At 68.0% G+C, this 13,373-nt stretch carries 15 protein-coding genes; 12 read left to right on the top strand and 3 right to left on the bottom strand.

All coding sequences use genetic code 11. The features are described 5' to 3' along the window. The first annotated feature begins 244 nt into the window (after positions 1-244). The 4 genes from ON34_RS11475 (at position 245) to ON34_RS11460 (ending at position 2,354) form a co-directional block, all read left to right on the top strand. Positions 245-772 carry a DUF2599 domain-containing protein gene (locus tag ON34_RS11475; protein ID WP_040778107.1) on the top strand — a complete coding sequence of 176 codons (528 nt, stop codon included), beginning with the start codon at positions 245-247 and terminating at the stop codon, positions 770-772. Positions 773-805: 33 nt separating this feature from the next. Then, positions 806-1,480, top strand: a complete 675-nt coding sequence (locus tag ON34_RS11470) for an SDR family oxidoreductase (RefSeq protein ID WP_040778105.1) — start codon at positions 806-808, stop codon at positions 1,478-1,480. Between the two features lie 48 nt (positions 1,481-1,528). Beyond that, complete coding sequence (locus tag ON34_RS11465) at positions 1,529-1,831, top strand: putative quinol monooxygenase (RefSeq protein WP_040778103.1); 303 nt, start codon at positions 1,529-1,531, stop codon at positions 1,829-1,831. Between the two features lie 295 nt (positions 1,832-2,126). Further along, positions 2,127-2,354: a hypothetical protein gene (locus tag ON34_RS11460; RefSeq protein ID WP_040778100.1), complete on the top strand. Its 228-nt coding sequence runs from the start codon at positions 2,127-2,129 to the stop codon at positions 2,352-2,354. 235 nt (positions 2,355-2,589) lie between these two features. Here the strand turns inward: ON34_RS11460 and ON34_RS11455 are convergent, their stop codons facing one another. Both ON34_RS11455 and ON34_RS11450 read right to left on the bottom strand, forming a co-directional pair. After that, positions 2,590-3,477, bottom strand: a complete 888-nt coding sequence (locus tag ON34_RS11455) for a Sco1979 family transcriptional regulator (protein ID WP_085997056.1) — start codon at positions 3,475-3,477, stop codon at positions 2,590-2,592. A 90-nt stretch (positions 3,478-3,567) separates the two neighbouring features. After that, positions 3,568-3,789: a DUF397 domain-containing protein gene (locus ON34_RS11450; RefSeq protein WP_040778451.1), complete on the bottom strand. Its 222-nt coding sequence runs from the start codon at positions 3,787-3,789 to the stop codon at positions 3,568-3,570. A gap of 319 nt (positions 3,790-4,108) precedes the next feature. Between ON34_RS11450 and ON34_RS11445 the strand changes: the two genes are divergently transcribed. From ON34_RS11445 to ON34_RS11430, 4 genes are all read left to right on the top strand, one after another. After that, on the top strand, positions 4,109-4,906 hold the full coding sequence (locus ON34_RS11445) for an SAM-dependent methyltransferase (RefSeq protein WP_040778097.1): 798 nt from the start codon (positions 4,109-4,111) through the stop codon (positions 4,904-4,906). Between the two features lie 222 nt (positions 4,907-5,128). Next, complete coding sequence (locus tag ON34_RS11440) at positions 5,129-5,365, top strand: hypothetical protein (protein ID WP_040778094.1); 237 nt, start codon at positions 5,129-5,131, stop codon at positions 5,363-5,365. Between the two features lie 237 nt (positions 5,366-5,602). Beyond that, the gene (locus ON34_RS11435; RefSeq protein ID WP_051022386.1) at positions 5,603-6,865 is read left to right on the top strand and encodes a PucR family transcriptional regulator; all 1,263 of its coding nucleotides are present in this window, start codon (positions 5,603-5,605) and stop codon (positions 6,863-6,865) included. Between the two features lie 102 nt (positions 6,866-6,967). Next, positions 6,968-7,402 carry a CBS domain-containing protein gene (locus ON34_RS11430; RefSeq protein ID WP_040778091.1) on the top strand — a complete coding sequence of 145 codons (435 nt, stop codon included), beginning with the start codon at positions 6,968-6,970 and terminating at the stop codon, positions 7,400-7,402. Here ON34_RS11430 and ON34_RS11425 read toward each other — a convergent pair. Continuing rightward, a complete protein-coding gene (locus ON34_RS11425) occupies positions 7,399-7,830 on the bottom strand; it encodes a pyridoxamine 5'-phosphate oxidase family protein (protein ID WP_040778088.1) in 432 nt (143 codons plus the stop codon). The two genes, ON34_RS11430 and ON34_RS11425, sit on opposite strands and share 4 nt — an antisense overlap. Positions 7,831-7,939: 109 nt before the next feature. On the opposite strand from ON34_RS11425, the gene ON34_RS11420 reads away from it, so the two are divergent. From ON34_RS11420 to ON34_RS11405, 4 genes are read left to right on the top strand one after another with little or no spacing between them, the layout of a single operon-like run. Beyond that, entirely contained in the window at positions 7,940-9,229 is a 1,290-nt protein-coding gene (locus tag ON34_RS11420) for an aminotransferase class V-fold PLP-dependent enzyme (protein ID WP_245547985.1), read from the top strand. Continuing rightward, entirely contained in the window at positions 9,226-10,512 is a 1,287-nt protein-coding gene (locus ON34_RS11415) for a heavy-metal-associated domain-containing protein (RefSeq protein ID WP_040778086.1), read from the top strand. The genes ON34_RS11420 and ON34_RS11415 overlap by 4 nt, the downstream gene beginning before the upstream one ends. Beyond that, a complete protein-coding gene (locus tag ON34_RS11410) occupies positions 10,509-12,023 on the top strand; it encodes an alanine racemase (protein WP_051022385.1) in 1,515 nt (504 codons plus the stop codon). Before ON34_RS11415 ends, ON34_RS11410 begins: the two co-directional genes overlap by 4 nt. Then, positions 12,023-13,348, top strand: coding sequence for a pyridoxal-phosphate dependent enzyme (locus ON34_RS11405; RefSeq protein ID WP_040778083.1), 1,326 nt, complete (start codon positions 12,023-12,025; stop codon positions 13,346-13,348). The genes ON34_RS11410 and ON34_RS11405 overlap by 1 nt, the downstream gene beginning before the upstream one ends. The last annotated feature ends 25 nt before the right edge of the window (positions 13,349-13,373 follow it).

The raw sequence follows: 13,373 nt of genomic DNA, 5'->3' as shown, positions 1-13,373 counted from the left end.
CCACCGGCCTCCGCTCGGCGCGGGCGACGGACGGACTTGGCCCGGCTACGCCCTCCGTTCAGTCGGTTCGGGTTTCGCACCTCCCGCACGCTGCGGGGCGCGGACTGCATCAGGAACGCCTTTCATGCGGCCATCCCGGTCTTCGGTCCGCCCGGTCCGCACGCGACGGACCTCGTCCCGCCGCGCCCATTAAGCTCGAGGGAGCACGCCCGACGGTGCCGAGGAGAACACAGGAGGTTCGATCGTGGCGCAGCGGTACCCGCATCGCCTCCTCCGCCGGCGCCGGGTCGCCGCGCTGTTGTCGGTCGGCCTGCTGTCGGTGACGGCGGCTTGCGGTGCCGACGAGCCCACGATCGCGACGACCACGACGACGACCGCCGACGCGACGACCGCCACCCCGAGCCCACCGGCATCCCCGGCGCCGACCCCGCTGGGCGCCGCGCCGACCGTCGACCCCTACGCGGGACAGCCGCTGGTGGACCACGTCACCTGGACCGAAACGATCGACGGCCCCCGGCTGCTCGTCTTTCCGACCCAGGCCGGACGGCAGACCACCTTCCCCGGCTCGGACGAGCGGGCGTGGCAGGAGGTGCTGACCCTCTCCGCGGACGCCGACGCGCCGGGTATGCGCGACCAGTTCCTCTGCCACTGGGCGTGGGCGCGGCTGGTGCAACCGGCCAAGCCGAGCTGGAATTTGGAACCCTGGCGTCCGGCGGTCGGGTATCCGGCCACCGTCGAAGCACGCTGCAATCCCGGCGGCCCCGAGCGCTAGCGCGGGTGCCGCCTACACGGAAAGGAGCGATCCATGCGCGTCGTCATCGCAGGCGGACATGGGAAGATCGCGTTGCTGCTCGCCCCCTTGCTCACCGCGGACGGCCACGAGGTCGCCGCGCTCGTCCGCAATCCCGAACACGCCGCCGAGGTGCGCGCCGCAGGCGCCGATCCGGTGGTGTGCGACCTGGAGAAGGTCGGCAGCGACGACCTGGCAGACGTCGTAAAAGGCGGTGACGCAGCGATTTTCGCCGCCGGCGCCGGTCCGGGCAGCAGCGTGGAACGCAAGTACACCGTGGATCTGGGCGGTTCCGTCCGGCTGGCCGAGACGGCCGAGCGGACCGGGGTGCGCCGCTTCCTGCAGATCTCCACGATGGGCGCCGGTCGGCCACCCGCGCCCGGCACCGACGAGGTGTGGGCGGCCTATGTCGATGCCAAGACCCGAGCCGAAGACGATGTGCGGGGACGGGATCTGGATTGGACCATCCTGCGTCCCGGCGTGCTGATCGATGCGCCGGGCACCGGACTGGTGACCCTCGCCCCGCCGCCGGTCGGGCGCGCGAGCGTCCCGCGCGCCGATGTGGCGGCCGTTCTGGCCGGGCTCCTGCCCGCCACGCACACCTTCGGCAGGACGCTCGACCTCGTTTCCGGCGACACTCCGATTAGCCAAGCGATTGCGCAACTGGCCGACCGAGCCGGACGAAGCTAGCCGCAGCCCTTGCCGATCGACCCAAACGGTCACGATGGGAGAACAACCGTGTTCAGTCGTATCGTCTCGATGAAGATCCGCCCCGGCTCCCGCGCCGAGTTCCTGGCGGCCATATCCCGCAGCGCGGACGCCTCCGTGCGGACCGAGCCCGGCTGTCTGCGCTTCGACATCTGCGCAGATCGGGTGGACCCCCACCGCTTCTTCCTCTACCAGCTCTACACCGATGACGAGGCGGCCGAGGCACACCGTTTCACGGAGCATTTCCTCGCTTGGCGGGAGGCGGCCGATCAATTCGTCGAGCCGGGTACACAGATCGATTACAGCACGGACGTCCTGTTCGGCCGCGAGTGAATCATTCTCGCGAGCACCGCGTCCGCAAACCCGAGCAGCCGAAATGCGCACTGCGCACGTGCAATCGATCGTGCAGATGTGCTTGCATCTGAAAGGCACAGCGACATAAACTCAGTGCCGCAACGCTTTACAGGGGACCACAAGGGGAGGCCGTGTTGGCGAACCGAAGGCCGAAGTCGCCGCGGGTTCGCCGCCGCCGAACAGCAGGGGCATTCGAATGAAACAACCACTTACCGGCGGCAGGCTCGGATCAGCCGACGCCGCACTGGCCGACAAGCCAGCGAGTGACAGAAATATGAGCACATCCTCGGCCCGCAGCGGCCACGCGACCACCACGTTCTCCCGGGAAACCGCCGTGGCGTATGTCATCGATGCCGTCGAATCCACCGGTGCGGCAACACGGCACGACTTCGATATCGAGCGAATCGTCACCACCGCGCACGCCATGGCCGACGATTGGGATCTCGACGCATTACAGCCCGCGACGTTCTGGCGAATCGCCTCCAGCTTCATCAAGCAGTAGACGACGGTGCCGCCGTCCGATGCCCGGTGGTGCCGAATATCCCTGTGTCACGAGCACTTGCGTCGAGCACGCCCGACGCCCCGCGCGGACAGCCAGCTGCCGGTGGCGCCGGGCTTCACCCATGGCTGCCGTCAGTGCGACCTCTGGTGACGAAGTGCGGACATGACGAAGTCCACCCCGATGCCGGGGTGGACTTCTCAGGCAGTTCGGCCGTTCGACCTGCCGCCGCGCGTGCTCAGCGACCGGCGGCGTACTTCTCGATGATCTCGATCGATTTGTCCGGGCGTTCGGCCTGGACGCTCAGCCGGTCCATGACCGACAGGTAGAGCGCCAGATCTTGGCGCCGTTCCAGATACAGCGCACTCGTCAGGTGTTCGAGATACACGATGTCGGGGAGTTCCGCTTCCGCGAAGCGCAGAATGCTGAACGAGCTGCCCGCCGCGGCGTGCTCGCCCGCGGAATACGGCAGCACCTGGATCGTCACGTTCGGCAGGTCGGCCAGCGTGATCAGATGCCGCATCTGCTCCCGGTGCACCTGCGCGCCACCGACCGGCCGGTGCAGAGCGGCCTCGTCGATCACCGCCCAGACCACCGGCGGGTCCGGCCGGAACAGGATCTCCTGCCTGCGTTGCCGCACCGCGACCCGCCGATCCGTGTCGGCGTCGTCATATCCGAGCGCCACGACCGCCCTGGCGTATTCGGGGGTTTGCAGCAGGCCGGGCACAAGATGCGCCTCGTACGTGCGAATCTTGCTCGCGGCCTGCTCCAGACCGAGATAGGTGCCGAACCACTGGGGCAGCAGATCGTTGTAGCGATGCCACCACCCGGGCTCGTTGGCCTGCCTGGCCAATTCGAGGAACGATTCCCGCTCCTCGGGATCGTGGACGCCGTAGAGGGTCAGCAGGTCGCGGATATCGCGTTCCTTGAAACCGGTACGGCCCAACTCGAGACGACTGATCTTGGCGTGCGAACCCCGGATCGCATCACCCGCTGCCTCGCGGGTGATGCCCTTCTTCTCCCGGAGCTTGCGCAATTGGCCACCCAACGCGATGCGTAGCACGGTCGGACCACGTTCTGCGACAATGGATTGCACGTGGCCATCGTCATCGGGTTCAGCGATCATCGAGTTCGTCTCCGATACTCCGGGGTTGCCCACAGTGTGTCACAACCACCGGTCGCCAAGACACACCGCACCGACCGCTAATGCTACCGCTCAGCTAGTCAAATAGTCGAACTCTCCGGCCTTCGCGCCGCGAACGAACGCATCGATCTCCGGACGCGTATAGAACAGCACACCGCCTTCCGGATCCCGCGAGTTGCGGACCGCGACCTGGCCATTGGACGCTTCGGCCAGCTCGACGCAATTGCCGCTCGGATTGCTGAAGGAACTCTTACGCCAAGTTCCGACGACCTTGTTGGTGGATGTATCCGACATCTTGCCCACTCCTCCGTTACCGCAGTTCGGCGAATCGGTTCGTGCAGATGCACGTTCAAACGTTCTTGCATTTGCACCAACACGGGACGATAGCACGAAGTTCGCCCCTTGTGCCCCTGCGAAATCGGGCCATCCGGACCAGATTGTGAAACACGATCGCGTCGCCCGAGAACACCGTGATCAGCTGGCCGATCCCACCGGACGAGGTCACGCCAATCTTGTAGTGTCACAGTGCACATCGGATGTACCAGTCATTCGCGACACCCGCAGCGCCCACCCGCACGGCAGTGCCGCAGACCCGTTTCGCCAGGAGTCCCTCATGCCCGAAGACCACACCCCCCTCATCCGGACCGACATCCCGCACTCCGCGCGGATCTGGAACTACTGGATGGGCGGAAAGGACTACTACGAGATCGATCGCATCGCCGGCGACGCGGGCATCGAGGTCGACCCCGACATCACCACCATGGCGGTGCAGTCTCGCCAGTTCCTCATCCGCGCGGTGCGCTATCTCGCGGGCGAGCAGGGCATCCGCCAGTTCCTCGATATCGGGACCGGCCTGCCCACCATGCAGAACACCCACGAGGTCGCCCAGAGCGTCGCGCCCGAGTCGCGGATCGTCTACGTGGACAACGACCCTCTGGTGCTCACGCACGCGCGGGCGCTGCTCACCAGCACGACGCCCGAAGGCGTGACCACCTACATCGACGCCGACTACCACGACCCCGAGCGAATCATCGCCGATGCCAAGAACGTCCTGAACTTCAACGAGCCGATCGGCGTGATGTTCATGGGCGTGCTCGGCCACGCGAAGACCTATGACGACCTCCTGCGGATCGTCCGGACGGTGCTCGACTCGGTGCCCTCCGGCAGCTATCTGGTGATGTGGGACGGCACCGACGACAGCAAGGCGTATGTCACGCTGTGCGAGAACTACACCGGCACCGGAGGCACTCCTTACGTTCCCCGCCCCCAGGCTCAGATCAAGGCTGTCTTCGACGGCCTGGAGTTGGTCGAGCCGGGTTTCGTGTCCATCACCCAGTGGCGCCCGTCCGAGACCCAGGTGGGCGAGATTCGTCCCATCTCGGCCTACGGCGCGGTCGCCCGCAAGCCGTAAGGCCCCTGAACGCCAAACCGCAAGCGGCACAGCGGCGGTCGCCGGTTCCGGACCGGCCGACCGCCGCCGTTTTTTCTCCGACCGATCGTGCAGATGTACTTGCATCTGTAAGTGACGGAGGCATAGACTCGGATATGAAATCCGGGAGGTACGCAGGGAGTTCGATCCCGCGTCGCCATCGCGCCAGCCTCCCATCGCACGTCGGACGCAAGGGGCAGTCGAATGATCCAGCCATTCCGAACTCCCCATCCGGTCGCCGTCATCGATGGCGCCGGTGCCGAGCCGTTGCGTCAGTACCCGGCAGCGGATTTCTCCATGTCCGACTGCGCGGTGGAGCCGGGCGGCCTCACCTACCGGCAGGCCCGCGACATCCTCACCGCCCATGAGGTACACGGCCCGCAATGCAGGCAGTGGCTGGCCGCCGCCGCCTACCTATCCGCCGGGTTGGACGACGAGTAAGTCGCTAAAGGGTTGGCATGCAAACACTTTGGCATACCGCTGCACTGCTCCCGCAGAACCGTGACGTACCGGCCGCGAAAGATGTCGAGTCATCCGGCAGCCCATCACGCAATGCACTGGACCGGCCATCGATCTCACCGATCACTCCCCGCGGACACGACCGTTTCGTATAGTGATCCGATCGGACTCGGGCGTCCTTTCTCGCACGCCCGATGTGGCATTTGGAGCGAACTCGTCATGACCTACTCCGCGTTGGACCTGTCCGCTGGTTCGTCCGACTCGGCGCTGGAGATCGGCGGACAGCCGGCTTCGGTGCCGCTCCAGAACACCGACCGCGTCGCCTCACGCATGGTCGGATATTTCGAGAACCGCATGGCCCCCTGCCGGACGCTACCCGGCGAGCAATTGCGCGGAGACGTCACCAAACTCACCCGTAGCTGCCTGAGCCTGGCCGCCGAGATGCTCGACCGGCGCGCCGTGCCGGACGACGAACAGCTCGGCGCGGTGCGCGCGGCCGCGACCCGCTGGGCCCGCGAGGGCGTACCGCTCAGCACCATCCTGCGCGCCTACCACGAGGGGCTGCGGATCGCGCTCGGTCTGGTCACCGCGCGGGCCGAGGCGGATGACGTGGGCGAGGTGCTGGTCGCCACCGACCTCATCCTCGAGCTGCTCGAGGCGATCACCGCCGCTGTGTCGGACGCCTACGTCGAGGAGCAGCACTTGGTCGCCAAGGAGCACCAGACGGCCGCGCAGACGCTCGCCTCGGCGCTGCTCAGCGGTCGCGGCAGCTCGGCATTGGCACGGCAGACCGGCATTCCGATCGCGGAGTCCTATCAGGTTGTCGCGCTGTCGATTCCGGAACATCCGGACGAGCGCGATCCGCGCGTCGACGGGAACGTCGCCGCGCGCCGCAAGCTACGCAGGCTCCAGTCGGAGCTGGCCACCGTGTTCGCCTCCCGTGCGCTCGCGCTGCTCAGCATCAAAGGCGGCACCCTACTCATCCCGCTCGGCGACGACGCCGAGAGCGCCCTCACCGACGCGACGCTCGACCTGTTGACCGTCGCGGCCGATGTCCCGCTCACCGCGACCGTGGTGGCCAGCGAGACCGATCGGATACCCGAGTCCGCCGATCAGGCCCACGAGCTGCTCAATCTGGTCCGCGTCGGCGAAAGACCGCCCGGTCTCTACCAGATGTCGGACCTGGCCGTCGAATACCAGCTCACCCGCGGCGGCCCGGCGACCCGGCGGATCGCGACCATCCTCGATCCGCTCGACGCCCATCCCGAACTGTTCGACACCATGCGCGCCTACCTCGGCAACGACATGAACCGCCAGCTCACCGCACGCCAGCTCTACGTGCACCCGAACACCGTCGACTACCGGCTGCGGCGCATCACCCAGCTGACCTCTATCGATCTGGCGACCTCGGCGGGCATCTCGCAGGCGGCGATCGCGCTGCTGGCGCGCGACCTCGACCGCAGCGTCGCCCGGCGCCTGTGACGCCCGCGCCGTGACCGAATCGTGGCCTGTAACGGATTCGTGCTGGTCACCGAACCGCGAACTTGCGATCCTGGTAGTGCCGCGACGTCTGGATGGTGAAATATGCGAATTTCGGAGATCCTGCGCAGGAAGGGCAGCGACGTAGCCACGGTCGCACCCGACACGACGGTGCGCACCCTGCTCGCCGCGCTGGCCGAGCGGAATATCGGCGCGGTAGTCGTCTCACCCGACGGCAACGCGATCGCGGGCATCGTCTCCGAGCGCGACGTGGTGCGCAGTCTGCACGCCCGCGGTGCGGACCTGCTGGACACGCCCGTCTCGGAGATCATGACCTCCGACGTGCGCACCTGCGCCCTCGACGACCGGGTCGACGGCCTGCGCCGCATCATGACCGAGCACCGCATCCGGCACCTGCCCGTGGTGCACGAGGGCAGGCTGGTCGGCATCGTCAGCATCGGCGACGTGGTGAAGAGCGCGATCTCCGAACTGGCGACCGAACGCGAGCACCTCGTCGAGTACCTGCAGGGCCGGTACTAGTACTGGCTGAGGTCACCCAGATCGGCCGAGAGCCAGTGCTCCGGCCGCAGATGGACCGCGACCTGCGCACCGAAGGCCTCGGCCGCCTTCAGATAGCCGTCGACCGATTCGGCGGGCAGGTACCGCGCGGCCATCTCGCGGTGCATCTCGTCGGTCATCGGGGTGATCCGGGTGACCGGGCCCTCGACGCTCACATACCGGACGGTCGGCTCCAGCTGCTGCACCATCAGGCTGAACCGGCCGGCTTCCCGGATGTGGCGCATCTTCTGCGACTCCGGGCCGGTCAGCACCCACACCTCCGCGCCGGGACGGTACTGGTACCAGATCGGGACGGTCAGCGGGCCACGACCGGCGCCCGTGGACACCGAGAACGCCGCGATGTGCGGCTGCGCGAGAAACTCTTGACGCTCTTCCAGGGTCAGCGGCATGTCGTCCAGGCTAGTCCTGAAAGTCATTGTCCACGAGAAATCTTCGTAGTCCGTACCAAAAATGCGTATCGTAGGTGGCGTCCGAGCAGCCGATGAAGGGAGCGTCACGTTGCGGTCCCCGGCCTCGAGATCGCCGATCACGCGGGCGGAGGCTCCCCGGCCGTCGGCACCGCCCGCGCTCGCCCCGGCCACCGTACGGGCGCTGTTCCCCGCGCTCGCCGACGCTACCGAGATCTACCTCGACAGCGCCGCGACAACGCAGAAACCGCTGCCGGTCATCGAGACGATCCAGCGCTATCACAGCGGCGGCACCGCCAACGTGGGACGCGGCACCTACCCGTGGGCCACCGGCCTCACCGCGCGGATCGCTCGCGTCCGGGAGCGGGCCGCCGCCTTCATCGGCGCCGAGCATCCGGACGAGGTGGTCTTCACCGGCGGCGCCACCGCGGCGGTGAACGCCGTGGCGCTGTCCTGGGGCCTGGCCGCGCTCGCCGACGGCGACGAAATCCTCTACAACCCCAGCGATCACGCCTCGAACGTCTACCCGTGGCTGCATCTGCGCGGGCTGCTCGCCCGGTTCGGGCGCCGCATCCGGTTGATCCCCTACCGGGTGACCGGCGCCGGTGAGGCGGACACCGACGACATCCTGGCCAAGATCACACCGCGGACCCGGCTGATCACGACCAGCCATCTGCACCACGTTTTCGGCGGGCTGAGCACGTTGGAGGAGCTGCGCGGGCGCATCGACCCCGCCATCCTGCTGTGCTTCGACTGCTCGCAGAGCGGCGGGCATCTCCCGGTCGACGTGACCGCGATCGCCGCGGATTTCGCGATCTTCGCCGCGCACAAGATGTTCGGCGCGCCGGGCACCGGAATCCTCTACTGCCGCAGGCGCGTGCACGACCGTCTCCTGCCGTTCCTGCCCGGCGGCAACTCCGGGGTGCGGCCGGACGCGACCGGGCTGGCCGCGGGGACGATGCCCGGCCTGCTGGAGGGCGGCACCCCCAATATCCCCGGCATCCTGGCGCTGGGCAGCGCGCTGGAAGTGCTGGAATCGTTCGGTGTCGGCGCCATCGCGGTGCACAACCGCACCCTGACGCTGCGCCTGATCGATGGCTTGCGACAGGTCCGCGGCGTGGAGTTCCTGCCCGGCCCCGCGCATGCGGCATGCGCGGTGGGCTACGGGATCGTCTCGTTCACGCTGGACGGGATCTCGGCGTCCGATCTGGGATTCGTGTTGAGCGAGCTGGGTTTCCTGGTGCGCACCGGCGCGCACTGCGTCCCCGCCGTGGACGACGGCGCGGGCTCGGTGCGGGTCAGCACGCACGTCTACAACACGCCCGACGAGATCGACCGGTTCGTCGCGTGCGTGCAGTCCGTCGCCGAGGAGGTCACGTGAACATCGACACCCCGAGCTACGACCGGCGGGCCGCGTCCCGGGTGCTGGCCGAGTTGGCGCAGCCGGGGTTGTTCACCACCGCGCCTGCGCCTCCCACGCCGCGTCGTTTCGAATTGACCTGCGTCGCGTTACGTCCGGAGGCCGGGAGCCATCTCACGTATTCGCAGCGGCTGTATCTGGAACGATTCATGCGGCCGTGCCGCGCCGACCAGGTGACCAGCGCCACGCACCGAATCGCCTGGACCGACAGCGACGGCATCCCGAATACGGGCCATTTCCGCGCCGACGGTCTCGGCCCCTCGGTGCCCATCGCGACGCGCGAGACCGTGCTGGCGCTGTGGCACGCGCTGGACGCGAATCCCGCTTTCGCCGAACGCGTCTCGACGCTCGGGCCGCGAGAACATGCGGTGCTGACTGGCACGACCACCGATCACGATCCGCGCGACATCTTCCGGGTCGGCATCGAAGCCGCCGGGCGCACGCTGGCCCAGCACGCGCTGCTGGCCGGGCAGACCCGGTACCGCGACGCCGCCGAATTCGCGAGAGGGATAAGGGATTCGGGACTGTTCTCCGCGGTCGCCACCCGCTGGTTCTGGGAATTGCAGGCGTCGACCTATCGGCGCGGCATGATTCCGGTCAGCCTCGTCGCGCAGACCGACGGCACCGTCCGCTATTCGGCGGAGACGGTGGCGACGCTGCGCGCGATGAAAGAGGCCACCATCGCCGACGCGCACGCCGTCATGCACCGCGCCACCACCGCCGAGGGCCTCACGGTCGCGGAGGCGATCGCCAAGTACCACGACGATCTCGATCTGATCTCCCGGCAGTACGCGCTGCTGCCCGCCGGGAGCCACCCCGCCTGCCTGGCGGCCATGCCGCATCAGCTCGACAGCGGGCACTACAGCATTCTCCCCGAGCTGGTCGACCGGTTCGTCACCGTGTTCACCGAGATCGTCGATCGCTGCGAGGTCGTCGAGGTGAGCGCCGAACTCGACGAGGCGACCGCCGACCGCGCCGCCACCGCCGAGGACCAGGTGTTCTACGTACCCGACATGACCTGCAAGCATTGCGTCCGCACCATCGGCGGAGTGCTGGAGTCGATGGACATCCGCGTGCTCGACATCGATCTGGACAGCAAGCGGGTGGTCGCGGAGTTCCGCAGTCCGCGCAACCGGGCCAGGGCCTTCGAGGCGATCCGGGACGGCGGCTACAACCCCGTCGCGCAGCGGCCGGACGCCGCGGCGCGGGCGGCGGCCGCCGAACCCTCGGAAGCCGCGGTATGACGGCATGGCCTCCGGCGCTACCGGCGAAGCTGCATCCGCTGGTACGCGCCTTCCTCGACGCGCCAGGCGCCGTGACCGAGACGCTGGCGCGGTTCGGTTCTCCGGCGCACCTCGTGTTCCCGCAGGTCTACTCCGACAATCTGGCCGACCTGCGCGCCGTGCTGGAGCGAGGATTACCCCGGAATCGAATCTGCTACGCGCACAAGGTGAATCAGTCGCGTGCGTTCGTCCGCACCGCCGAGTGCGCGGGCATCGCCATCGACGTCGCCTCACCGTTCGAACTCGCCGCCGCACTCGACGCCGGGTTCGATCCGGCGCGCATCGAGGTCACCGGTCCGAAGGGCGAATCCTTCCTGCGGGATGTCGTCGGCCGCGGGGTGACCGTCAATGTGGACAACCTGTGGGAACTGCGCCGGATCGCCGAGCTCGCCGCAGCATCCGCGAAAGTGCCGGTGCTGCTTCGTCTCTCCGGATTCGATGCCGGACAGGTGAGCCGGTTCGGCGTGCCGCTCGCGCACCTGGGGCAGGCGTTCGATCTCCTCCAAGCGCATCGCGGACGTCTTACGTTCCTCGGCTTCGCGTTCCACCTCGACTCCGGCGATCTCGGTGAGCGGGTTCGTGCGATCGACGCCTGCCTGCGGGCGATCGAGCAGGCCTACGATCGCGGGCTGGCGCCGTCGGTGCTGGACATCGGCGGCGGATTCCGGCAGGTGTTCACCGCCGACGCCGAGCGGTTCGACGCCTACGTGCTGGCGCTGCGCGAATCGCTGCTCGGGCGCGGCGAGCCGATGAGCTGGGGCAGCAATACCTTCGGCTATCACGTCGCGGGCGGCGCCGTGCACGGGATCCCGGTGTTCCACAAGTACGCCAACACCGTCCCCGCGGCGCGCATGCTCGAAGACCTGCTGGCCGCGCCGTTGGAGCGGCACGCAGGGCGCACGGTGGCGCAGGTGGCGGGCGAGAACCTGCTGGAGGTGTGGCTGGAGCCGGGCAAGGCGCTGGTCGACCACGCGGGCATCACGGTGGCCACGGTCGAGTTCGTCAAGGAGGCCGCCGACGGCAGCGTCTTGGTGCACGTCGATCTCAGTCGTGATTCGGTCACGCCCGCCGACCAAGAGGTGATGGTCGATCCGATTCTCCTGCCCACCGATGCCGCCCGGACCGCGGATCTCCGCCCCGGACCGGTCGGCGTGTACTTCGCCGGACGGCTGTGCTTGGAACGAGATCTGATCACCAATCACAAGGTGTGGCTGCGGGCCGAGCCCCGGCCCGGCGATGCTGTGGTGTTCCCGAATACGGCCGCCTACCACATGGATCTGTCCGCGGCCACGGCCTCGATGCATCTGCTGCCCGTCAAGCTCGCCGTCACCCGGAGCGCCGACGACTTCCAGGTCGTCCCCGACGCGGACTACGAACCCGACGTGCGCGTCGCACCACCGCGGCCCAACCGTGCCGCGTCATCCGCCGAACACCGCCCCGCCAGGCCGGTCCGATCCGTCGAGGCTTCCTGATGCGCTACGACCACATCACCGAACTCATCGGCAACACGCCCTTGCTCCGGCTCGATCCCGCGGTGCACGGGCTGGCGAACGTCGAGCTCTACGCGAAGCTGGAGTCGCACAACCCGTTCGGCTCGGTCAAGGATCGAGTGGCCTGGGCGATGATCCGCGACGACCTGGACGAGATCCGCGCGAGCGGACAGACGCTCATCGAGGCCTCCAGCGGCAACACGGCCAAAGCGCTGCGCGTTCTCGGGGCGGTGTACGGCATCGGCCTGCGCGCGGTGACCAACCGGATCAAGGTGGCCGAGGTCCGCGAACTCCTCGAGCTGTTCGGCACCGAGATCGTCGAACTGCCCGGACTGTCCGAATGTCCGGACCCGACCACGCCGAACGACGTCTACTCGGTGATCGAGTCCACCATGGCGCAGCGGCCCGGCGCGTACCACCACCTGTCGCAGTACACCAACGAGAAGAACGTCGAGGCGCACTATCACGGCACCGGACGGGAGATCCACGAAGACCTCGCGGCCGACGGCATCACCAGGATCGACTATCTGATCGGCGGGCTCGGCACCACCGGATCCACCCGCGGCACCGCCACCTACCTGCGCAAGCACAATCCCGAATTGCGAACCGTCGCCGTGGTCTCCGAGCGATCGGACTTCATTCCCGGAATCCGATCGGAGAGCGAGATGTGGGATGTCGGGCTGTTCCAGCCCGAGTTCTACGACTCGATCGTCACCGTGGCGGCGGGCGACGCCGTGGACGCGACCCTGCGGCTGGCGACCGGGTACGGCGTGCTGGCCGGGCCGACCAGCGGCGCGAGCTACGCCGCCGCGCTGGACACGCTTGCCGCGGTGGATCTTTCGTCGGTAGACCGGAATGACCCGATCGTCGCGGTGTTCATCGTCTGCGACCGGCTCGAACCATATCTGTCGTATATCAAGAAGCGCAGGCCGGAGCTGTTCGGCCGCACCGAACGCGAAGCGGAGCCGACCGCGCGGGAGCTGGCCGCGACACCCGTCCTGACGCCGGAGCAGCTCGCCGAGCTGGACCGGACCGGCCGCCCGACCATCGTGGACACCCGCGGCGCGATGGCCTACCGCATCGGCCATGTGCCCGGCGCGCTCAACATAAGGGACGACCAGCTCGATGACATGTTCGCTCACGGCATCCCGTTTCCGCGGTCGCGTACGGTGGTCTTCGTCTGTCCCGTCGGCGAACTGTCCCTGCGGTTCGCCGCGCGGGCCCGGCAGGCCGGATACGACGCCGCCAGCCTGGCGGGCGGCGTCGTCGCATGGCGCGACGCGGGACTGCCCCTGGAGCGCGGCTGACCAGGTACGCCGCCAGGGCACTATC

Source organism: Nocardia pneumoniae NBRC 100136 (assembly GCF_000308755.1).
Lineage (GTDB): Bacteria > Actinomycetota > Actinomycetes > Mycobacteriales > Mycobacteriaceae > Nocardia > Nocardia pneumoniae.
This window is presented reverse-complemented; position numbering and strand designations above follow the sequence as displayed.

Excerpts from the sequence above, each read along its gene's own strand:
- ON34_RS11470 (WP_040778105.1), top strand. The coding sequence starts at position 806 with ATGCGCGTCGTCATCGCAGGCGGACATGGGAAGATCGCGTTGCTGCTC.
- ON34_RS11460 (WP_040778100.1), top strand. The coding sequence starts at position 2,127 with ATGAGCACATCCTCGGCCCGCAGCGGCCACGCGACCACCACGTTCTCC.
- ON34_RS11455 (WP_085997056.1), bottom strand. The coding sequence starts at position 3,477 with ATGATCGCTGAACCCGATGACGATGGCCACGTGCAATCCATTGTCGCA.
- ON34_RS11450 (WP_040778451.1), bottom strand. The coding sequence starts at position 3,789 with ATGTCGGATACATCCACCAACAAGGTCGTCGGAACTTGGCGTAAGAGT.
- ON34_RS11445 (WP_040778097.1), top strand. The coding sequence starts at position 4,109 with ATGCCCGAAGACCACACCCCCCTCATCCGGACCGACATCCCGCACTCC.
- ON34_RS11440 (WP_040778094.1), top strand. The coding sequence starts at position 5,129 with ATGATCCAGCCATTCCGAACTCCCCATCCGGTCGCCGTCATCGATGGC.
- ON34_RS11435 (WP_051022386.1), top strand. The coding sequence starts at position 5,603 with ATGACCTACTCCGCGTTGGACCTGTCCGCTGGTTCGTCCGACTCGGCG.
- ON34_RS11430 (WP_040778091.1), top strand. The coding sequence starts at position 6,968 with ATGCGAATTTCGGAGATCCTGCGCAGGAAGGGCAGCGACGTAGCCACG.
- ON34_RS11425 (WP_040778088.1), bottom strand. The coding sequence starts at position 7,830 with ATGCCGCTGACCCTGGAAGAGCGTCAAGAGTTTCTCGCGCAGCCGCAC.
- ON34_RS11410 (WP_051022385.1), top strand. The coding sequence starts at position 10,509 with ATGACGGCATGGCCTCCGGCGCTACCGGCGAAGCTGCATCCGCTGGTA.
- ON34_RS11405 (WP_040778083.1), top strand. The coding sequence starts at position 12,023 with ATGCGCTACGACCACATCACCGAACTCATCGGCAACACGCCCTTGCTC.